The organism is Chitinophaga sp. SVR4-12A (assembly GCF_056754765.1).
In genome coordinates, this window is record NZ_JBPGWP010000001.1 from 1,206,074 (window position 1) to 1,228,045 (window position 21,972).

General features: G+C 51.5%; 12 protein-coding genes. 1 reads left to right on the plus strand and 11 read right to left on the minus strand.

Going from position 1 to position 21,972, the window contains the following annotated elements; genetic code table 11:
* Positions 1-132: 132 nt before the first annotated feature.
* Entirely contained in the window at positions 133-1,155 is a 1,023-nt protein-coding gene (locus tag ACR9Y8_RS04810; RefSeq protein WP_481212099.1) for a hypothetical protein, read from the plus strand.
* Here the strand turns inward: ACR9Y8_RS04810 and ACR9Y8_RS04815 are convergent, their stop codons facing one another.
* The 11 genes from ACR9Y8_RS04815 to ACR9Y8_RS04865 all read right to left on the minus strand — a co-directional run bounded on the left by ACR9Y8_RS04815 (position 1,156) and on the right by ACR9Y8_RS04865 (position 21,939).
* Positions 1,156-3,741 carry an MSCRAMM family protein gene (locus tag ACR9Y8_RS04815; protein ID WP_481212100.1) on the minus strand — a complete coding sequence of 862 codons (2,586 nt, stop codon included), beginning with the start codon at positions 3,739-3,741 and terminating at the stop codon, positions 1,156-1,158.
* Between the two features lie 54 nt (positions 3,742-3,795).
* Entirely contained in the window at positions 3,796-4,296 is a 501-nt protein-coding gene (locus ACR9Y8_RS04820; protein WP_481212101.1) for a DUF4402 domain-containing protein, read from the minus strand.
* On the minus strand, positions 4,289-12,244 hold the full coding sequence (locus ACR9Y8_RS04825) for a beta strand repeat-containing protein (protein WP_481212102.1): 7,956 nt from the start codon (positions 12,242-12,244) through the stop codon (positions 4,289-4,291). Before ACR9Y8_RS04825 ends, ACR9Y8_RS04820 begins: the two co-directional genes overlap by 8 nt.
* Positions 12,245-12,265: 21 nt before the next feature.
* Positions 12,266-13,108: a fimbrial biogenesis chaperone gene (locus ACR9Y8_RS04830; RefSeq protein ID WP_481212103.1), complete on the minus strand. Its 843-nt coding sequence runs from the start codon at positions 13,106-13,108 to the stop codon at positions 12,266-12,268.
* Positions 13,109-13,135: 27 nt separating this feature from the next.
* Positions 13,136-13,651 (minus strand): DUF4402 domain-containing protein, encoded by a 516-nt coding sequence (locus ACR9Y8_RS04835; protein ID WP_481212104.1) that lies wholly within the window; start codon positions 13,649-13,651, stop codon positions 13,136-13,138.
* 258 nt (positions 13,652-13,909) lie between these two features.
* Positions 13,910-14,422: an OmpH/Skp family outer membrane protein gene (locus tag ACR9Y8_RS04840; RefSeq protein ID WP_481212105.1), complete on the minus strand. Its 513-nt coding sequence runs from the start codon at positions 14,420-14,422 to the stop codon at positions 13,910-13,912.
* Between the two features lie 107 nt (positions 14,423-14,529).
* Entirely contained in the window at positions 14,530-15,906 is a 1,377-nt protein-coding gene (locus ACR9Y8_RS04845; protein ID WP_481212106.1) for a glycosyltransferase, read from the minus strand.
* 137 nt (positions 15,907-16,043) lie between these two features.
* Positions 16,044-16,688, minus strand: a complete 645-nt coding sequence (locus tag ACR9Y8_RS04850; protein WP_481212107.1) for a response regulator — start codon at positions 16,686-16,688, stop codon at positions 16,044-16,046.
* A 30-nt stretch (positions 16,689-16,718) separates the two neighbouring features.
* Positions 16,719-19,709 carry a ligand-binding sensor domain-containing protein gene (locus ACR9Y8_RS04855; protein WP_481212108.1) on the minus strand — a complete coding sequence of 997 codons (2,991 nt, stop codon included), beginning with the start codon at positions 19,707-19,709 and terminating at the stop codon, positions 16,719-16,721.
* A 65-nt stretch (positions 19,710-19,774) separates the two neighbouring features.
* The gene (locus tag ACR9Y8_RS04860; RefSeq protein WP_481212109.1) at positions 19,775-20,275 is read right to left on the minus strand and encodes a DUF2306 domain-containing protein; all 501 of its coding nucleotides are present in this window, start codon (positions 20,273-20,275) and stop codon (positions 19,775-19,777) included.
* A 74-nt stretch (positions 20,276-20,349) separates the two neighbouring features.
* Complete coding sequence (locus ACR9Y8_RS04865; protein ID WP_481212110.1) at positions 20,350-21,939, minus strand: amidase; 1,590 nt, start codon at positions 21,937-21,939, stop codon at positions 20,350-20,352.
* Positions 21,940-21,972: the final 33 nt, after the last annotated feature.

Genomic DNA, 21,972 nt, shown 5'->3' on the forward strand with positions numbered 1-21,972 from the left:
ACTCACAGCATCTCGCACTCTCCTCGCCCGTAAACGTTCTGTTTACGGGCATTTTTTGTTATGAAGAAATTTGATGAGCGGAAAAAGGGCCAGCAATTAGTTCACTAATTTGGCGGCCAACAAAACTATGCTATGAAATTACATTACCTGCTTTTGCCGCTGCTGGCTACCGGCCTCTTTTCTGCTCCCGGTGACAGACAAGCGACTATTACGGTGGCAGCGCCTGCTGCTGTTCCAGACACCAGTCTTACTTTGTTTGGCCGGGGCACCTATCCCGGAGATGACAGCAGCTACCAGCTGATCAAAGCTTCGGGGTTCAACACGGTGATCCTTTCCAGCTTTTATATCAAATCTAACGGTGACCTATACTCGGGCGATGACAACAAAAACCCGGTCATCCACGATGGTAAATATGTAGGCGACAGATCCTGGCTGAAGCGCGTAGCTTCCCTGAAGAAAAAGAACAGCACTGTACAGCGCATAGAAATATTGCTGGAAGGCCGCTGGTTTAACCAGGCGCCCAACACCTATGATTTCATACTGGACTGGGCAGACGGTACCAAAACATTTCCCGGCATTGTAACCGGTACCGGTAACAACAGCACATTATATAAGATCTGCAAGGTACTGAAGGAAGAAGTGGGCGCAGACGCCATCTGTATTGACGATGAATCTGTTTACAACAGCGCATCTATCGTACTGCTGGGGGCCATGGTAAAGCGGCTCAACATGCATATGACGCTCTGCCCTTACAAGAACTATACTTACTGGAAAGAAATCATGGACGGATCGCCCAAAGGCCTGATAGACGCCATTTACCTGCAGTGTTATGACGGCGGCGCCAGGAACGTACCTGCTGATTGGATACGGGAACTGCAGCCAGCTATGCCCTTGTACCCGATCTTCCTTTGCCGCGGCGCATTCAGCACCTGCGCTACCAATCATAATAGTAAAACGCCTGCTGAGATCAAGGCTGAAATGATCCGGTTCAAGAAAGACTACCCGGGCATGAGCGGCGGAGCGATCTGGCAGATGGCAGATATAAAGGGATATGTGAGAAGGGGCTGTGCAGTGCAGGACAGTACCTCCGGCAGCGCCACCTCTGTAGGCGAGTATCTTTCACAGCTGAAGAACAGCCTGAAAGAAGGGCTGTGATCAATGCAACACGAATTCCAGTCCATCTACGATATCCCCATCCATACGGGGCCTGATGGTAAAAGGAATGATGGCAGGCACTGCACTCAATTTCAGTTTAGTTAACTGGCCGGCGTCTATACGGGCAGTATAGGCGCCGGGAGGCAGTCCCAGGAAACTGAAATATCCATCTGCCTGTGTAAGCGTCTTTGCTGCCAGGGTACCATCTTCCCGGTAAAAACCCACCGTGATGCGGGCCATCTCCCGTTTCCCCTCTTTCTCCTGCAGGAATACTTTACCGGATACTTCTCCCATCACACTCACGGGAACGGCTATTGGCTTCAGCCGGTGAGGATCTATTGTTACATACATGGTTTGCCAGGCCAGTTTCCAGGCGATGTTGTCAAAATTGCTGCGGCCCAGGTCTACAAAATAGGAAGTGTAGGGCTCCAGTTCCAGGATGCGCACGGTCGTATCTTTGTCATCCGTGATCACGCGGCCGGTATTAATGCTCACTTTAACGCCGGGCACCCTGATCTCGCCTGCGTCTCTTTTCCCGTTACCGTTAATGTCCAGGAAGGGCAGCAGCACAATACCGCCGCTGGCTACATTGATGCGGTTATTGGCAGCCAGGTAATGCGTGTTGGCATCATAGATAAAGCCGCCGCGGGCCGCCTGCACCAGAGTACTACCGCTGTTGCCACCCAGCGCAGAAACGGCTACCTGTCCGAAATCCAGATCATAACGAAGGCTGATACCAATGTTGTTGATATTGCTCCGGAAGTTCTGTTCGTAGAAGCAGGTCACATACCCATGAAAGAACAGGTATTTACTGATCTCACATTTTGCGGAGATAATACGGGGACTGTTATAGGCATATTGTACCTGTGGTGTGATCAGCATGCGCTGGGAAGGCACCGGGATAGACAGGGAGAAATTGCTGTACACATAAGGAGACGGCTGCTGTCCCTTCGCAAACAAAGCAAAGGTGGAAAAATTAGCGCCGATACCGCCCACGGCGCCGGAGAAGATATTTTCTACTGTAGTGTAACGGGTACCGGGCAGCTCGATCTGGCTCAGGGCCAGGCGCGAATACACCGAAAAGGCCCTGGCCGTAAACGGTTTTGCTATGCTCAGCTTGCGTTCCTCCAGGTAATTGAAATTAATAGCCTGCTGGCCCCTTTTGTAACGCGTGTAGCTGGCCTCTACTTCCAGGCGCGAGGGATGACGATAGCTTAAGATGCCCATGCCTCTTACCGCATAGTTATACTCGCCGCTCAACAGCAGGTTATGGGCTAAACGTAAGGAAGCATTTACAAAAGGCATGTTCTTGCTTTGCAGTACGGAAGAAACATACTCATTACCTGCACCAATAGTGAGATGACGGGTAGCGCCGTAGTTGAACTGCGCGCGGGAGTACTGGGTATTGCGGCCATCCTGTACAATGCCGCCGCTGATGTTGTATTCAAAAGTATGGGCAGGTAAGAAATTAAAGGGAACGTTCACCAGCATTTCGCTGCTCCGCTCTTCTCCGAAGGGACTATAAAAGCGCAGGCGTACCTGCGTATTGCCATACACCAGCGGCACCTGGAAGGTGTAGAAGCCCGCTGCATCCGCCAGGGTATAATCTACCAGCACACCGTTGATGTACAGCTCTACCGTCCAGCCGGGATTGGTATAGTTGCTGAGCGTGTAGGAGCCATAGGAACGGCGCATGGTACTGGGCGTGTTGGTGAACTGTACACCCACGATCGGCGCGTAAATAGTAGCCGTAGCATTGGTAAAGATCTTACCTGCCGTGATCTGTCTGACGCCGCTCCAGTCGTTATTAACATAACGCCAGCGGTAAAACTGCAGGCGTTCATCAAAGGCGCGGGTAATGCCGCTTACTTTATATACATCCGGCAGGGTACTGCTGCTATAATAGTTGTTATAGTTCAGGGATACGATGGTTTCTCCACCGGCTACAATGCCACCCAGCGAAAGGTTCACACGGGTATCGCTGTTCTGTTTAAGACGCTGTGTAGCGATCACCGACCAATCAGCCATACCGAAATGAAAGAAGGGACGTTTGCTGCCGAAGGAAGTATCTGCCCTGGCTTCTCCTTTCAAACGGCTGATGTTGCGGCGCATATCTTCCAGCTTTTTTTCCCGGATGGCAGGTAGCTCTGTGCGGCTGGTAATGGTGGCGGAAAGGCTACGGAAATTAAATTTACCGGTAAGTCCAAATACTTTATCGAAATAATCCAGTTTAAGGTACAGGTTGGCGTTGGTGCGAATGATGTCGTTTTGTTGCAGCGGAAATACTTTTCCCTGGTAAAGGATGCGCCGCTGCGTATAGTCGATCAGGTAGTCCGACTGCGCTTGTATAAAAGTACCCGATACCGAGTCCATCCCCCTGGAAAGGGTATTGCGGATACGCAGGAAATCAAAGAGGTCTGCAACAGGTAGGTAGAGCGATTCTTCATAAATAACGGCGGGCATTTCCATACCGCCGATGTCCTGTACGGAGAGGTAAACAGAGATCTCTTCGTATTCTTCGTTACGCGCGGGAATGGCGGCACTGAACAACAGCATACCGGAGAGCAGGTACATGATCTGCATCATATACCGTACAGGTTTTATTGCGATATGCGGTTTGCCTTGCTGCATGCTCTCTTGCTACTCCTGTATAAATGTGACAGTAAATGAGCCGCTGTAAGCGCCCGGCGGATTGGCCAGGGGGCTGCCAACGGTCAGGGTCCCTCCTATCCTTACCTGTGTTCGCCCCGGCGGCGCCACGGTGGCAACGAAGGGAGAGCCGGTACTGGAAGTGCCCAGGTGTAATATGAGGGCGCCGCCGTTGCTGCCATGCAGCGTTACGTCCGGCCCGTTCAATATAGAGATGAGCGTACCCGGCTGCGCCTCTATCTCGAAGATAGCGGGCGAGTAAGGTATGCCTAAATTAGCCTGTACGATATCGCCGGTAACAGACCGGGAACCATCCGGGTAGACGATTACCGTGCCGCCGGCAATACCCTGGAAAAATGCACCGAAGATCAGCCCCTGTGCCGGGTTCACATACACGGCGATAGGCCGCGGCGGAGGCGGCTGGGCGGCAACACGGCTGCTCCAGGCCAATGCCATGCAGGCACACAGGATCCATTGACAGTACCTACTCATGTGTTATCAGTATTTTCCTGGAGCGCAGGCCCTGCTTTGAAAAATAATTCACCATATATATACCGGTGTTACAGCCGGGCAGTAATTCGTAATGACCCGCTGCGTTGAATGATCGCTGATATGCTACCTGTCCGGCCAGGCTGGTAATGGACACCTGGCCCTGTTCTCCCGCAGGTATCGGCAGATATACATGTACAACGTTCCCTATACTATAAGCCCGGAAATCATCTGCTGTAGGCTCCCCTGCCAACGGACGGCGGCTGAACACCAGTGAAAAACGCTGATCATACATCCCTTCATCCAGGTATAAACGATACTGCGCATTGCGCTGCAGGTCCTGCAGCGTGTTCGCTACTGCATCTTTCAGGTAGATATGCCAGCCTGCTGGCAGGCGGACAATATCGCGTGCATAGAAAGTGATCCAGCCATTCCTTTTGCTTTGCAGCACGAGCGGAATGGTGGTACTGCTATCCTGCAGGTAAGGCAGGGCGCTGATCGATAATGGCTGTCCGTCAGCTGCCAGTGTATACAGGCTGGGTGTAAGCGGATCAGTGTTCATCAGCTTTAATGCATCGAGTGTTTTTTCAAAACCGGGGCCTGCAGTTGCTTCAAAGTAGATCACTACCGGATCAGGCGGATAGGCCTCATCGTTATAGCCGGCTTCCAATCGTAACAAGGGCGCATCAGCGCCGGTGATACGGTGATAGGAAGGTGTAAGGTTATTGACGCGTGCATTATTATTAACAGATAAGGCGCCCGTCACCGGGTAGGCGCCATTGCTTACATGCACGAAGAAACCCTGCATGGCAGGAATAATATTATTGGCGATGCCATCGCTGGAAACACCATTGATGTAAGAACTATAAGCGCCGGTGTACTGATCGGTAGTACCGGGATTGAAGTAGTACACGGCATTATCGATATTGGTACGGGTCCAGCCGCCGGCGGCATCCCAGTCTACCGGAGAAGGATAGGGATTACCTGCCAGGTTAAAGCCCAATGTATAGGTACGGTTGTGATTATAGAGGGTCAGCGAACGGGCGCCGTTGTTCACTACACCGCTGATGTCTATTGTACGCGGAGTAGCAGCTGCCCCGAAGTTTGCAGCATATCCCTGCATAGGGTTCAGTACATTACTGGCAGTAGTGTAACGCACCCAACCCAGTGATGTGAGGTTCTCATCGTAATAGTAGAGCCTGGGAAATGTGGCGTTCAGGTCAAGGTCATTGGCCAGCTCATTCACCGTAGCTGCCTGGAAAGGAGAACTGATATAACGGTAACCAAAAGCGCTGGGCAGATAACGCTGCATGGTAACAGTGCCCAATACAGCTCCTGCACCGCTGCCGCTGATCAATGCTGTTTGCGCAGCGGTAGAGAGCAGGGTAAGATTTCCCGCGGTACTGAAATTACCACTGACGGGCGTTAAGATCCCACTGAGGGATAATGCACCGCCTAAAGTAACACCGGCGCTGTTATTGATATTCAGGTTGCGGATAGTGTTGCCACTGAACAATGCAGCCGGAATAGTTTGTGCAGCAGTGCCGTTCAGCTCAACGGTACCGCTACCGGCGGAAATACTGCCGCTATTGGTAATAGCGCCGCTGATCTGCAGGGTAGCATTTGTCACTGTTATACTGGCGCCGGATTGAATAGTGATAGCGTTACAGGCAGCCGCGCCCGCGGAGATCAGCGGATAGTTGGACAAGGCCGAAGGTATGGTGATAGCCACTGCCGTATTTGGAATAGTATTGGTAGACCAGTTGCCGGATACGAACCAGTTGGTGCTCACCGCGCCTGTCCATATAGCGGCATTCAACAGCTCTCCCACTGCAATATCGTTGAGCGATGTAAGTCCGGTGGCCTGTATAGACGTAGCTAAAGGAGAAGCTATCACAGGCAGCGACCAGGTGCTGCCGTTGTAAACCCCCACTTTAAAATTAGCGGTATTAACCCCTGCGTCTACATCGGTGTTCTTCCAGTTAAGGGTAACTGCAGCGCTGGTAAATATTGTTCCGCTGTTGGTAAGCGTCCAATAGCGGTTCACGCTTTTTGATACATCAATACCCGAAGTGGCCAGGTTGGGATGATCCGGTGTGGTGACGGCGCCCAGCAGGTTGCCCGCAGTGCTTACGCTGGCGAAGAGCACAGTAGCAGGCGTATAATTAGCGGCATCGCCTATCTCAAATGTGCGGGAGACGGCGGAGCCCGTGGCTACGTTCTTCTGTAATTTTCCATACACCCAGCCGGTAGATTGGCCCGCGCCGCTTACGTTAGCGGAAGCGGGTAAGATAAGGGTGTTGTTACCCGTCTGAATAATACCGGTTAAGAAGTTTAGCGTACCGTTCACGGTAATGTTGGACGACAACAGGGCGGAGCCACTGGTCTTTTTAAGGGTCAGATGATTGAAGGCCCCGGTGGAGCTGATGCTTTGTGTGCCAGTGCCGTTCAATACGATGGTACTGCCCGTACTGGTGAATGTGCCGCTGCTCATGCTCCAGTTACCGCCTAAAGTATCCGCAAAATTACCCGGTACAAAACTGCCGTTCGTCAGGGTAAAATTATTGAGGATACGCAGCACAGCGCTGGCAGTTTTAGTACCGGCTGCAGAGATGGTGAGGTTGCCATAAGCCGTGGATGCAGACACCGCCTGTGTGCTGCCTGCATATTCTACTGTACTGAATGTATCCAGGGCGTAGGAATCAAAGACAGGCAGGCTGCTGGTACCACCAATCTTCAGGGTGGCATTATCTTGTATAGTGAGGTCCCCGCCAACATCTTGTGTAAGGGTTTGTGTACCCATATCAAGTGTGCCGCTTTCAATATCCAGGTCTAAAATGTTCGTAATGCTTTTTGAGAGGGTAACAGTGGCGCTGTTCTTGAGGATAGTGAATTGCGCCAATGCAAAAGAGGCGGCGCTGCCGCTGATCACCCCGGGAGTGCTGCCGGTAAAATTGAGTGAGGCAGATGAAGCGTCGATCGTATTATTATTTGTGAAATTATGGGAGATATTGACGTCTGAATTGAGTGTAATGGTACCGGTGACGGTAAGATCATAAAAGGTAGCGTTAGGATTACCGGAAAGCTGACCGGTAGCGCTGCTCATGGTGAACAGGGAAGTACCGCCATTGAGAGTGCCGTCAGCAGTGAGGTTACCGCCAACTGCGAAGCTACGGCTGCCTGCATTAAAAACACCATTACCACCTAAGATAAAGTTGCCGCCGATATTCCAGTCTGCATTCGGCGTAACACCGCTGCTGTTGGTGATGGAAACGTTATTCAATGCAGTAGGGGTGCCGTTCACAGTGATAGCGCCTGTGCCACCAAAGATTACAATACCGGTGCTGGAAAAACCGGTGCCTGTCAGCTGGTAGGTTTTAGCAGTGGAAGGCGTAAAGTTCAGGACGCCGCTGCTGGTCACCGTACCGTTATTGGTGAAGGTACCAATTATGGTATGAGTAGCAGCGCCCCCATTGAAAGTAGCGCCGCTGCTGATGTTAAAAGCCACGCCTATAATCCAGCCTACACTGGCTGTTACGCCTGCTGTATTATTAACGTTCAGGGTGGCATAGGTGGGTGGGCTTGTAGAATTCAGCACCGGTGATACCGTACCATTGAAATTAATGATGCCGCCGGAATTGGAGGTAACCGCGTTGATGAAGCGGATCGTTTGCACCACGGTACCGGTAAAGGTGGCGGCACCATTGCTGATAAGCACCCCCTGGTTGGTTAGATCACCGTTGATGGTGGACTGTCCGGAGCCGCCGTCGTAAGAACCGGTAGAGGTGACCAGCAGCAGCCCATTATAGGTAATATCGCTGCCGCTGACGGCATAGCTGCCGTATACGGTTACTTTGTTGAAGGTGGTATTGCCAGTGATAGTCTTATTGCTCCCGTTCAGGATCACCGTACCGGTACCCGGTGAAAAGGTACCGCTGTTAGACCAGTTGCCACCCAGGTTAACGGTAAAAGCTCCGGCGCTGAAGGTACTGCCGCTGCTGATAGTAAGATCTCCGTTCACCGTGGCAGCAGCGCTCAGTGTTTTGGTATTACCGTTACTGAAGATGAGCTGACCGTAAGAGACACCGGCAACGGATTGAGCACCGGTGCCATTGTAGTTCACGGTACTGCTGGTGCTCAGGGTATAGTTGGTGTAGTTAGCCGGGAAATTATTACTTCCGCCTGTCAGCAGTGTGCAACCGCTGCCTACGGTCATTGTTCCGCCCGCGGAACTACGGTTGGCCGTAAACGTTGACAGATCCAGGGTACCACTGTTTACCGAGAGATTGCCAGTGATGCCGAGATTACCACTCAGTATAGCCGTGCCCGATGCTTTATTGACAGTAAGGTTGTTAAAGGTGGTGGCGGTAATGCTCTGGGCGCCGGTACCATTCAGGGCTACCGTGCCGCTTAATGACACAAAGAAGCCGCTGTTATTCCAGTTGCCGCCTACGGTGGTGGTAACGCCGTCCCCGTTCAGGATGGTGCCGGGACTGATGTTTACGTTGCCAACAACGGTGGTAGGAAAATTGATATCCAGCTCTCCTGCGCTGACAGAAAGTTGCCCGTTCACGGTGGCGCCGCTATTAATGGCGGCGATACCACCGGCTTTGTTAATAACCAGGTTATAATAGCTAACAGGACCAACCAGCTGTGAGGCGGTTCCATTATAGGTAACCGTACTATTCCCCGCGGTGAAGGTGCCGCTGCTGTAGGTAAAATTGCTGCCGATGTTAAACGCACCGGCGCCGGAGAAAATAATGTTAGCGCCGCCGGATTGTGTTAATGCGCCGCTGAGGTTTACGGTGGCAGCGCCAGCATCCAGGCTGATGGTATGCCCGGCCGTACCGTCGCTGAGGATCAGGTCTCCGTTAACGGTCAAAGGCTGTCCGTTCAGCTGGATGGTATGGGCTGCATTGGCAGACCAGGAGCCGGCTACATTTCCGCGTACGGTTAATGCGCCACCGGCAGTAAGAGAGAGATTAGCCGCCTGTGCGCTGCCAAACAGGATACCCTTTACCGTTGTGCTGTTATTAATGACCGGCTGGTTGGTAAAGGCGGCAGTACCTATTTCCACGATATCGTTTGTACCGGGTGGAAGCGAAGGACTACCTGTTACGGAGGTCCAGTTGGCAGCGGTGAACCAGTCGCTGCTCACGGAGCCGTTCCATCTTACCACATTAAGATCGTCGAAGAAGGTCCACCGGCCAGCCGCATCACCTGAGAAGGTCTGTTCCACATAATTGGCCGTGGTGCTGTTGGAAGCTTTGCCCGCTGCGGCCCATGCGCTGCCGGTGTTGCTCCACAACTGCATGGTAGCCTCATTGTTACCATTCAGCTCATCGTCTTCATAGTGCAGTCTTAACGTGGTAACCGGCGACACTACAGCGCCGGTGATGCTGATACTATACTGGCGGTTAACGGCGGCCTGGCGCTGAAAATCCGTGACAGCGCCTTTTGTAACCGATAGCGTGATGGAGGTCACCGTTAAACTAAGGCCCGCAAGGGTAATGGTGGTATTAGGGCTTTCAAAGGCATAGGCAGTGCCCAGTACAAAAGCATGGGTACGTTGAATGTTACCGAAAATAACTCCATTGCCAGTGCGTGTAGTAGTAATAGTGACGGTGTTGCTACCGGTGGTCATGGTGCCGGTGCTCATGTTCAGCGTGCCTACGCTTACATTGCTCAGCAGGGCCAGTTCCAGGCTCGAAGAAGACTTATTAAGGGTAAGGTTATTAAACGTGGTAGCGCCGTTGATAGTGCTATTTACTGTACCGGTAAACGAGATGGTACCGGAGGAAGCGGTGAAAGTACCATTGTTAATCCAGTTGCCCAGCATAGTATGCGTAAAGGAGGATGCATTAAAAGTAGTGGAGGCGGCAATGGTCAGGTCGCCGTTCACGGTAACAGCGCCAGCGGCTGTTTTGGTATTGCCGTTAGACAACATCAGGTTACCATAGGCGCCCCCCGTCACGGTTTGCGCGCCTGTACCATTATAGTTCACTGTATTGGGTGTGGTGGCCGTTACATTCAGGCTGCCGGCGGTGATAGTATAGACCCCTGCAATGCCCAATACCGCGTTGGTAGATAACTGCAGGGAAGTACCGTTCAGCGTAACGTTGAACAGGTTGGCGGTACCATTCAGCGTACTGGTACCTGTAAAGGTAGCAGTGCCCGCCGATGCGGTGAAGCTGCCGCTAACCACCAGGGAAGCGCCTATTGAAAAGCTGGAGGCGGTGCTGATGCTGCCGCTGACAGACAGACCACTGAAGCTGATCGTGCCTGCACCGGAAATAGTTTTAGTAGCGCCGCTTAGTGTAAAAGTACCTGCGCTGGCCGTTAAGCTGCTGCCGCTGCCAACAGATAAGTTACCTGTCAGCGTAATATTGGAGGTGGTACTCACCGTACCGGAGACCGTGAGGTTGTCAAATACAATGCCTGATCCGGTGATGGTTTTAGTAGTGCCGGACAAGGTAGTGGTACCACCGGCGGCATGTGTAAAAGAGCCCGGGCCGCTGGTAGACAGGTTGCCGGCTATATTCAGGCTGCTGTTGGCAACAGCGGTGATGTTGGAAGCGAGAAAAGAAAGGTTGTTGAAATTATGTGTGCCTGTGCCGCTGATGGAAGTGCCGCCACCTGTCATATTCACGGTACTGGTGCTGCCAGTGAAAGTACCGTTATTGACCCAGCTGCCCGCGATGTTGTGCGTAAAGCTGCCGCCATTAAAAGTAGTGGAAGCCCCGATCAAGACGTTGCCGCTTACCGTAATATTAGATGCCGCAGTAAAGCTGAGCGAAGTGCCGGCGCCCAGGTTGCTGGTGAGATTACCGGATATCGTAAAATCGGTAGCAGGCATGGTCTTTACCACTGCGCCCGTACTGGCGGAGAGGGTCAGGTTACCATAAGACTGTGCGGATACAGTTTGACCCGCACCTGCATATTCTACCACACTGGTAAGGCTGAGCGACCGGGTATTGTAGTTGGCCGGGAAAGTATTGGTACCGCCTATCTTCAGCGTAGCGCCGTTGCTGACGGTCAGCGTACCGCCTGCAACGGTGGTGCCGCGGTTAGCAGTAAACGTAGAGAGGTCCAGCGTACCTGCGCTGACAGTGATATTACCGGTATTAGCGGCGGTAGCGTTCAATGCATTCAGGTTACCCGCCAGCGTTTTTACGCCGCTGCCGCTGATGATGAGCGTAGAGTAAGTCACATTCTCCCGAACGGTCTGGTTGACCAGGGTAGCGCTGTAGTCTACCCTGCTGCCTGCACCAAGGCTCACTGTTCCCGACAGGCTATAGTTAGCGGCAAAGGTAGCGGCGTTCACCTTCAGCAGCCCGTTAGCGCCTACCGTTAATGTACCTGTGCCGGATACTACAGGTGGTGTGGCATTTTCAGCCGGGATAAAAGTACCATCTACTGTAAAGGCAGTTATAACAGAAATATTCGTATTCAGTGTAACTGAGCTGCCAGCATTGATGGCCAACCTTCTGAAGGGAGTAGCCGCTGCGCCGTTAATACTCTGGGTCACGCCTGCAAAATTCACCCTGGCATTGTTGGCAGTAGTGGTATAGGTGCCCGCATTGTTCCAGTTGCCTTTAATGGTAAGCACCACGCCTCTGTGAGAGATGCTGCCTCCTGCGTTAAGGTTAAGGTCGCCTGCAATGGTAAGGCTCTTGCTGACGGTGAGCACAGGAGATCCTGTACTGTTGATGGTGAGTGATTTACAGGCAGCAGAACTGCTCACGGTTGGCTGATAGCTGCCAGTGAAGCTGGCATCGCCGATAATGGCGTCCGCAGAAGCAGTGGGTACACCGGCCGTCCAGTTAGACGCATTGTTCCAGGCGGTGCTGACCGTTCCCTTCCAGCTGGTTTGCGCCTGTACTGTAAAAGAGGACAGCAGCAGCAGGATGGCTGCTACGATAGGTAGCCTGGTGGTTCTTTCAAGGCCCATAGTTTAAGTAAGTGTACGCAGTTATTTCAACAGCAGTTCTGCTTCTGACAGCACCACGGGTTTGCCTTTTACCTGTGCAGTGTAGGTAACCTGCAATTTACCATTGCGATAATCCATCCCGTTCTCCTGTGACAGTGGAATGCGCAGCTGCCTTACGCGGCAGGGCGTATATACGGCCACCCCTTTCACGTATCCCACCTGTACAGCTTTGCCCTGCCCGGAGACAGCGCGGACCGTGATATCGCCGTAAACAGACATATCTCCATTGCGCTGCAGGCGCATGTTGAGGCCGGGAACCGTATCATTCGCATTGCTTAGTGAGAGGTCTGCCACCTGTACCTGTGCATTGGATGCGCCCACCTGGATGATCACGGGTATGGTTATACCAAAAACAGGCGTCAGGCGAACAGCAATGGCAACAGCATCTTTGGGAGGCTCCTCTCCCAGCGGCTGCTCCTCGGGTACCGCCCTGAAATAGATATGTGAACGGTATTCTCCCGGCTGCAGCTCATTCATCTTCTCCAGCTGCACTTTAATGGTTTGGGCCTCGCCCGGTCCCAGTGTAACGCTGCGGGGGAAAAAGCGGATATGCCCGCTGGCAAAACGCTGACCGGAGTCTGGCTGTGTGATGGTCTCAAAGGTACCGTCTTCATTCATCCTGATCTCGATCATGGAAATAAGGTAACGGGCGGTGTCCCGTCCGGTATTGGCAAGGTTCAGTTCCCGTGTGCGCTGTGTTCCGTCAAATACCACACGTCTTGGCGTGATCAGCAGGTTGCCCTGCGCAGTGGCGCTTTGACAGTAAAAGATGCTTAGTCCCTGTATGATGCACCAATAGCACATCAGCAGTGATGCTGTTCTCATAGTTAACAAATTTTGCAGCTCTGGTGCTTAGTTGTAATTGACCGTTACGTTAAAGGGCGTTGAAGAAACATAAGTACCGGCGGCCTGTGCGGCAGCCACGCTTAAGGTAGCGCCCACATATAATGTTTGCGTACCTGATGTAAGGGTGCCCGTACCGGAGGGGCTGCTGGTAAATGAGCCTACGGTCATACTGTTGGCGCCACTGGTAATAGTCACAGAAGTGGGCAGCGATATGCTGTAGGTATAACCATCTTCGCCGGTTACGGTAAAGGCTGCAGCAGTCACTGTCCCTGCAGTAGCAGGTAGGGTAACGCCTCCGGTAACGGTACGGGTAGGCGTTGCCGAAGGGGGCAATACTACTGTTCCTCCGGTGGTTGATTGCACGGCCACGTTGCCGAAATTCATGTCTGTTGTTTTGGTAATGGCTATCGGTGTTACGATAGTAGCCGTAGCAGTGGCTGTAGCGGTTTCCTGTGCAGTGGCTTTTGATGAGCAAATAAACAAGGCCAGTGCGGCGCTGATGGGAACGAGGATTCTTTTCATAAACCTATGTTTAAATAATAGTTGAGTACGAACATTAATCTGTCCGGCAGCAATAGGTTATGAAAATAGTTCCTGATTTTCTCGAAGTGATCGCTGTGCTGATAATCTAGGGTGTTCCGGTTATCTTGGTTTATCTACTGGTTCTGAACAATCTGTGTCAAAAGTACAATATTTGCGTGATATAAACAATTAACATGATAAAACGCCCTGATCCGCCTGCGAACAGGCGGAACCAGAGCAAGTTTCCGTATTATCCTCTTATTTGATCCCTAATTTCTGTTTGGCCTGGGCCAGAATATCATCGCAGGTGGCTGTAACGATCATATCCTTGGAACTGTCCAGCACACAAACATATCCCTTCTCCGCTGCAATGTCAGACACAGCTTTCTTGGCCTTTGCCACGATGGGCGCGGTCATTGCCTGCTCCCGGGCGGCCAGCTGCTGTTCTGCACGCGCCTTGTATTGTTCCAGGCTGTTCTGTGCCGTTTGCAGTTCCTGCACTTTAATATCCCTCATGTCCGGTTTCAGGGTAGCTTCTACTTTCTGAAAATCTGCTATTTTGACCTGCAGCTCTTTCATCAGGGTCTCCCCGTCTTTTGCCAGCTCCTTTTCATATAGCTTTAACGAATCATAAGCGCGCTTTGTTTCGGGCATGCTGAAGACCAGCTGCTGCATATCAACATAAGCGATCTTCCCCTGTGCATGACTACGGGTAAATGATAAAGCAATAAAAGCAAAAAGGAGGAATAGGCGTGTACAGTTTTTAAGCATACATTTCATATTTCGTATAAGGTTGTACCGCTAAGTTGCTGCATGTTCCCTGAATAAAAAGTTAAGGGATTGATAAAGGAACGTTAAGGTATACAAACGGTAGGCGTTCAGAAGATGTTTAACCAGTTCATTACCTGGTTTACGCTCAGTTTTGAATGTTCCGCTTTTTCCTCCAGCAGCTGGCTGATATGCCAGGCGCAGAGGGCTTTGGAATCGATGCTGTTCATTTCATCGGCCAGGCGGCTTACGTTCTGCTTATACTTACCGTTGCGCAAGACCTGCCTTACCGCATTATAAATGCTTAAAGGATCGGGCGTTTCTGTGCCAAGGTCGATACCATAGTCAAAATAGCCCACGCGTGAACAGATCTCATTCTTTCCTTCAAACAGGCCTCCGGTCACCATGGGCAGCTCATGCCTGATGCCCAGGAGCGTTCCGCTGTAACCACCATTGGTTACATACACGTGCACGCGGGGCATCACATCTGCGAAAGGTATATAATCTTCGATGATGAGGTTATTGGCTTTATACTTTTCTTTCAGCGCTGCTGTTCCATTGCCGCCGGTGGTAGCAATCACCAGGGTATTGGTATCTCTGAATGCTTCCAGCGTAGGCTCGATGATCTTGCTGGTATCGCGTTCTACTGTTCCCTGGGTAACCAGTATGACAGTTTCATATTGATCAATACGGGGATCAAACCACTTTTCTTCCGCTTTCTTCCGCGATACATAAGGAAAGAGCCCGCCGATAAAGCGTATGTTCTCTCCTATGTCTGTACGGGGGTATTCAAAAGACGCAGTGCCGATCTGCAGTACAAGATCCGCCTGCCTGATCAGCAGGTCTAATAAGATGGACGGCTCATGCGCAACACCATGCCCGGTGAGAATATTGCTGAACACATCTATGCTTTCCCTGAATGCCACTTCCCTTGCGGCTTTATTCATTTCCTGGTATTGCGCGCGTTCCTCATCATTCTTAGGCGGATGGAGGCCTAATCCATAGGGCGCCAGGTCGTTTGATTGCTCTGCCAGCGGAATAATGCCCACGGCCACCACCGGGACATTCATCTTTTTGCTGACAAAGGGAATGCCCGTGAAGAGGTTATCTGCTATCATCAGATCGAAAGGGAAGGTTTTGTAGATCTCCTTCAGATCAATGAAATACTCCGGTCCACGGTTGGCAAATACGTGGATCATATCAAAGTTGAGCTTCTCTCCAGGATCATTGATGGCGCGCCTTTCCGGCATCATCTCATCAAAGTTCAGCGCATTGATATCCGTGCTGTGCACAAAAGGGAAATGGGGTATGCCCAGTTTTGCGAGTTGCTCTTTGAATATAACAGAGGTGAACCAACGAACATCACATCCTGCTTCTTCCTGAAGATATTTCGCGAGGCCGGTGAGGGGGTTAAAGTGGCCATCCGCGGGCACAGTGGCAAACAGGATCTTTTTGCCTTTTAACTGTGTGTTGTGTGCTTTTACCATGACTGACGTTTTAGATGAATTTTGTTGTACACTTATGAGTCATTGTTGACAGGCACAAAAATAGATGGGTTTACATCTCCGTCATATCCCCACATGTGGTGAGAAAGGCTACTGAATTGGGTTATAAGGCTCACTGATTATACGATCTTCTGGTTAATGGCCTTCGCCACTACTTCTGTAAGAGAGGCAACATGCAGCTTTTCATAGATCTTCTTCATGTGGCTGCGCACCGTTTCATAGCTGATATTCAGTTCATAGGCGATCATCTTATAGCTCAAGCCTTTTACAATATGGCCCAATACTTCCTTCTCCTTGGCGGTGAGCTTATATTCTGTTTTCGGCGCCTGTCCTTCTTTATCTCCCTGGTAAATGGAATATAAGACCTTGCGGGCGATCAGCGGCGTCATGGGCGCACCGCCTGCCTGTAGCTCCTGGATGGCATCTGACAGCGACTGGTTCAATGCGCTTTTCAGTATATAACCCGAGGCGCCTGCGCGTATAGATTCAAATATGCGGTCTTCATCTTCAAAAACGGTCTGTATCAGCACCAGCACATTAGGCAGGCTGCTCTTCAGCATCCTGACCGCTTCAATACCGTTGATGCCTGGCATCTCTATGTCCATCAGCACCACTTCCGCGTTACAGTCCACTACTTTCTTCACGCAATCCTGCGCATCCCTGAAGGCGCCCACTACTTCAAAAGAGGGATCGGCGCTCAACAAGAGGCTGATGCTGTTACGGATATTCTTGTTATCGTCAAATATGGCTATTCTGGTACTCATTATACAGCATGTTTAGATCAATATAAAATATCACTTATATAGTATCATCTCGCGGAATGTCAGGATCACCCGGGTGCCTTTGCCGGGGGCACTGTTGATCATTACTGCGCCGTTCAGTTCCTTTGCACGGAATTGCATATTGGGCAGGCCGTTCCCTCTCAGGGTGTCCTGCCCCTGGTTCTCTATTAATGCGGTGTCAAAACCAATACCGTCATCTGCTATTTCTACTTTCACCAGGTGATGGAGATAAGACATAGTGATGGTAAGATGCCTGCACTGCGCATATTTCACGGCATTGTGAATGGCCTCCCTGATGATCAGGAACAGGTTCTTACGTTCTTTCATGCCGAGGTTCATATCCAGCAGGTTGGCCGCACAGTCGGAGCTGAAGCTGATCTCCTTTGCTTTGCACAGGGATTGCGCGTAAGTATCTACCCGCTGCACAATGCTCCGGAAATGGTCATTCCGCGGGTTTAAGGCCCATACGATATCGCCCATTTCGGTGATCATCTCGTTGGCAGATTCGCTGATATTATCCAGCACTTCTGTCAAACGCTCCGGTTTCTGCTGATCAAGAAATCGTTTGGCCACTTCTGAATATACCGCGATGCTGCCCAGGGTAGAACCTACCTGGTCGTGCAGGTCGCGGGCAATACCATTGCGGATGGCCAGCTGCTTTTCCCGTATGCCCACCTGGTAACGGTAAATGCCGTAGCCAACCAGGAAGGATACTATGCATAACAGTACATAGAACCACCAGCGGAGCCAGAACGGCGGCACTACCACGATCTCAATGCTCCTGTACGGCCCATTAAATGTGCCCTTCCAGTTGCGGGCCTGAACCAGGAACTGGTATTTGCCGCCGGGCAGGTTGGAATAAGTGGCTACATTAAATTTACCTGCGTCTACCCAATGCTTGTCAAAACCTTTGAGCATGTAGGCATACTGGATATTATCCCCGCTGAAATCCGGTGCAGAAAAGCTGAGTGAGAAATAATTCTGCGTATAGTTGAGGCGAATGCTTTTTTGTGTAAGCAGGTCGGCAAAGGATTGGTTAAAGATCCTGAAATCAGTAAGGTAAACCGGAGGCGCCATATTGACCAGTTTTACCCGGTTGGGCTGAAAGCTGATGTAATAGTTCTCGCCGCTTGCATACAGGTTACCTTCACTATCCTTGTAAATGTAGCCTCGCAGGCCTTTTGTTTTTTGCAGGGAGGGCAGATCATAACAGCTATAGATGCTGGTGCCGGGATCATACTTGTGAATATGGCCATTGCAGATCATCCATACAATGCCTTTGGCATCTGTTTGCAGGCCTTCTGTAAGATTGCTGGAGTATGGGATGTGCACAAACTGCTGTGTGCTTTTATCGTAGTGATTCAGGCCGCCACCGTAAGTACTGATCCAGAGCTTACTGTCTTTATCCCGCAAAATATCATATACGTAATTGCTGCTGATGCTGTTCCTGATCTCGGGGTCGTTATCCAGGTAGTGAATGGCCGAATCTTTCACCGGGTCCCAATAGCCCAGGCCAAAGCTGGAAGTAGCGAGCCACACGCCTGCGCTGTCCCTGTAAAGGCGCTGGATCAGGTGATCCCTGATATTGTGATGCCGGATGATATTCTTGACAGGATCAGTGCGGGAAATCCACTGCCGGGATTGCAGATCATAATACGTTAGATAATGCCCATAGGGAGATACCAGCAATACAGGATGACCATCGATCGTATCTCTCACGATAGAAACGATCCTGGAATTGATCAGTTGCCGCATGACCGGGTCTTTCTCTGTGTTAGGCAAAAGACTGAGCTGGTTGCGCCGGGGATCATACTTAAAGAGGGAATAATCTGTGCCCAGGTAGCAGGTGCTGTCTTCGTCGATGAAAAACTTGGTCACTGCCAGCGGCTGTCCTTTGTAGCGGATCTCGCGATGCTCATACTGCGGGCTGCCAGGACGTTTTATGTAGATGCCTTTGTTGGTACCTATCCAGAGTTGACGGGCCTTGTCTACATAGAAGTCATAGATCTGCAGATCAGCTGTCTGCCCCGCAGGATAATATTTCTTAAACGGATGAAAGAGCGGGTTGTATACACTCAGGCCATTATTGGTGCCGACCCATACAATGCCGCTGCGGTCTATATATACGGCGTTAGCGTGATCATCGATCAATGAGCCTTCATCAGAAGGATCGTTGCGGTAGTGCTGAAAAGTCTGGTGTTTGGTATCGAAGACGGTAAGGCCGCTGTTCTCGTCCGCCATCCATATTTTTTTATCCGCATCTTCTGCAAAGGAAAGGATCTTATCGCGCGGGAACATACTACCGTCACTGCCCTTTACGGGGACATGCGGCAGGCGGGCGTACAGGCTGTTATTGCGCTTATCTGCTGTGTAGGACAGCGTTCGCGTATTGATCTTCAGTGAGCCGTAGCCTGCACTTTCCACCCAGAGGGTATCCGCGTCAACAGATAGTGAAAGGATGCCCGTAGCGCCTTCCGGTACCGGGGTATCAAACTCCTCCGTACGTTTATTGAAACGTACTACAAAACTTCTGCTGGTAGCCAGCCACAAATAACCCTGCCGGTCTTCCACGATCTTCCTGATATCATTCTCCGGGATACTGCCCGGTTTATGCTCACTATGGCGGAACTGCCTGAACTGGTGCGACTGATGCAAACGGTGATCGTAACGGGTAATGCCGCCATCCCTGGTGGCGATCCAGATCACGCCTTCTTTATCTTCGTAGAGGTCGTTGATGATATTGCCTGAAAGACTGGCGGTGTTGCCGGGATCATTCCTGAATACCGTAAAGAAACGTCCATCATAACGGTTTAATCCATCTTCTGTACCGAACCAGAGAAATCCTTTCTGATCCTGCAGTACACAGTTCACCTTATTGTGAGAAAGGCCATCGCCCATGCGCAGCCTTTTAAAAAAGATATGTTCCTGCTGTGCGCTTGCATGATAAGCCCCCAGCAGGAACAATAATATGATGACGACGTGTTTCCGTAAGTTGTGTCTCATGGATTTCCGTCGCAAAATTACTCAGGTAGCTACAAAAAACAAATCCCCAATACCGGGTAGATCGTTCAAGCGGTGCGTTTATGCCATTTCTGGCGGATGAAGATCTCTGCCAGGGCCAGGTTAGGCAGGTAAAAACAGAAGGCCATTACCTGGTCAAATACACCGTTTAAACGAGGTGTATCGCCTGCTTCACCGGCCAGCAGCAGGCAATATCCATAATGCATCCGGTACAGCAGGGAGCCGGTCGACAAAGCATATAAACGCAGGGCCCAGACCCGGTGGTCATAATAACGTCCTTTGGCCCCGTAGCGGTACGTTTCAAGGGCCGAGATGAACAGCAGCAGATTGTAAATGGAGCAACCTACATCCATGGCAAGGCCGCCATTAGTGCCGCGCAGCCCGATGAGCAGCAGGCCCGCTGCAGCCATCAGCAGGGAGGAAAAGACATACATGCGCCCCGCCCACCGGTGCAGCAGCGGATAACGGATCCGCAAATAACTGACAAGCTGGATGCTGCCAAGCAAAAGATGCACAGTGGAAACGACCGGGTCCGCAGGATAATGCATGATAGCCAATAATTAATAAAAACTTAAAGTTAGCTATCCGCCTGCTGACGGCCTATCACCTAAAACGGTCAGGCCTATCCCAGCAGGTCTTTCCTATACTGCGGCGCCCTGCGCTGTCTGGATGCCTGCTCATAGGCATAGGCCATACTGATCAGTGGAGCTTCCATATAAGCGGTGCCGACAAAAGATAAACCAGCCGGTAGGCCGTGCGCATAGCACATCGGTACCGTGATATGTGGGAACCCGGCAATGGCTGCGGGTGTGGCAAAATAAGGACCGTTATCATAGTCGCCGTTCACCAGGTCGATACACGGCGCAAAGCCGTAGGTAATGCCGCAGACGGCGTCCAGGTGTTGTGCAGTCATCAGCTCAGTGATGATCTGCCGCGAACGAAGCGTTTGCGCCAATGCATCTTTATATTCCTGGCTGTTAAGATCCCCTTTCTCATTGCTTTCGATCAGCGTTTCCTGCTGGAAAAAAGGCATTGCTTTAGAAGCATTGGCGGTATTGAAGGCGATGACTTCTTCCAGTGAGCGGACCTTGGCGCCGGCTGTAGAGAGATAACGGTTAAGGCCGTCTTTGAATTCATAGAGCAGTACTTTGAATTCTGAGCGGGGCGTGATCACGTTCAATGCTTTCAGCAGCTCCACTTCCACAATGATGGCGCCCTGCGCTTTCAGCACCTCAATGGCGGCACGCAGTCCCTTTGCCAGGGCTTCAGGCGCATCCAGGTGCTGCTTCTCAATACCGATACGCTTGCCTTTCAGGCCATCCTTATCGAGAAACTTCGTATAATCTTCCAGGAACTTTCCTTCGCTTTCTTTGGTAATAGGATCTGCTGCATCCACACCGGTGAGCGCGCCCAGCAAAATGGCCGCATCCTGTACAGTGCGGGCCATGGGGCCTGCCGTATCCTGTGTGGCGGAAATGGGAATGATGCCTGAACGACTCCACAATCCCACCGTTGGCTTGATGCCTACCAATCCGTTCGCAGAAGAGGGGCAGGTAATAGAGCCATCCGTTTCTGTTCCGATGCTTACTGCGCAAAGGCTGGCAGACGTGGCGCTGCCTGAACCGGAGCTGGAACCGGAAGGGTTACGGTCAAGGATATACGGGCACCGGGTCTGCCCTCCCCTGCTGCTCCAGGCGCTGGTAGAATGGCTGGACCTGAAATTGGCCCACTCGCTGAGGTTCGTTTTGCCTAAGAGCACGGCGCCGGCTTCACGCAGGCGCTGGATGATGAAGGCATCCTGCTTTGCATGGTGCCCCAGCAAAGCCAGGGAACCGGCCGTGGTCATCATCCTGTCTGCCGTATCGATATTATCTTTCACCAGTACAGGAATGCCGTGCAGCGGACCTCTTACCTTGCCCTGTTTCCTTTCTGCATCCATACGGGCGGCAATAGTAAGGGCATCAGGATTCACTTCGATCACCGAATTCAGCTTAGGCCCCTGCTGATCAATGGCTTTGATCCGGTCCAGGTACTGCCGGGTGATAGATACAGCGGTAGCCTGTCCCTTTTGCATGCGCTCCTGGAGCTGCGCGATGGTGATCTCCTCCAAAGACTGCTGCTGCAGGGTGTTGGCAGCAAAGCCGGGTAAGCGCGAGGCCATCAGCCCCAGACCGGTGACTGAGCCGGCGTGCAGGAAATTTCTCCTGTTCATAAACGGGTTAGTTTGGTATTAATATAGGGAATT

Excerpts from the sequence above, each read along its gene's own strand:
- ACR9Y8_RS04860 (WP_481212109.1), bottom strand. The coding sequence starts at position 20,275 with ATGCATTATCCTGCGGACCCGGTCGTTTCCACTGTGCATCTTTTGCTT.
- ACR9Y8_RS04830 (WP_481212103.1), bottom strand. The coding sequence starts at position 13,108 with ATGAGAACAGCATCACTGCTGATGTGCTATTGGTGCATCATACAGGGA.
- ACR9Y8_RS04825 (WP_481212102.1), bottom strand. The coding sequence starts at position 12,244 with ATGGGCCTTGAAAGAACCACCAGGCTACCTATCGTAGCAGCCATCCTG.
- ACR9Y8_RS04840 (WP_481212105.1), bottom strand. The coding sequence starts at position 14,422 with ATGCTTAAAAACTGTACACGCCTATTCCTCCTTTTTGCTTTTATTGCT.
- ACR9Y8_RS04835 (WP_481212104.1), bottom strand. The coding sequence starts at position 13,651 with ATGAAAAGAATCCTCGTTCCCATCAGCGCCGCACTGGCCTTGTTTATT.
- ACR9Y8_RS04855 (WP_481212108.1), bottom strand. The coding sequence starts at position 19,709 with ATGAGACACAACTTACGGAAACACGTCGTCATCATATTATTGTTCCTG.
- ACR9Y8_RS04810 (WP_481212099.1), top strand. The coding sequence starts at position 133 with ATGAAATTACATTACCTGCTTTTGCCGCTGCTGGCTACCGGCCTCTTT.
- ACR9Y8_RS04815 (WP_481212100.1), bottom strand. The coding sequence starts at position 3,741 with ATGATGCAGATCATGTACCTGCTCTCCGGTATGCTGTTGTTCAGTGCC.
- ACR9Y8_RS04820 (WP_481212101.1), bottom strand. The coding sequence starts at position 4,296 with ATGAGTAGGTACTGTCAATGGATCCTGTGTGCCTGCATGGCATTGGCC.
- ACR9Y8_RS04845 (WP_481212106.1), bottom strand. The coding sequence starts at position 15,906 with ATGGTAAAAGCACACAACACACAGTTAAAAGGCAAAAAGATCCTGTTT.
- ACR9Y8_RS04865 (WP_481212110.1), bottom strand. The coding sequence starts at position 21,939 with ATGAACAGGAGAAATTTCCTGCACGCCGGCTCAGTCACCGGTCTGGGG.
- ACR9Y8_RS04850 (WP_481212107.1), bottom strand. The coding sequence starts at position 16,688 with ATGAGTACCAGAATAGCCATATTTGACGATAACAAGAATATCCGTAAC.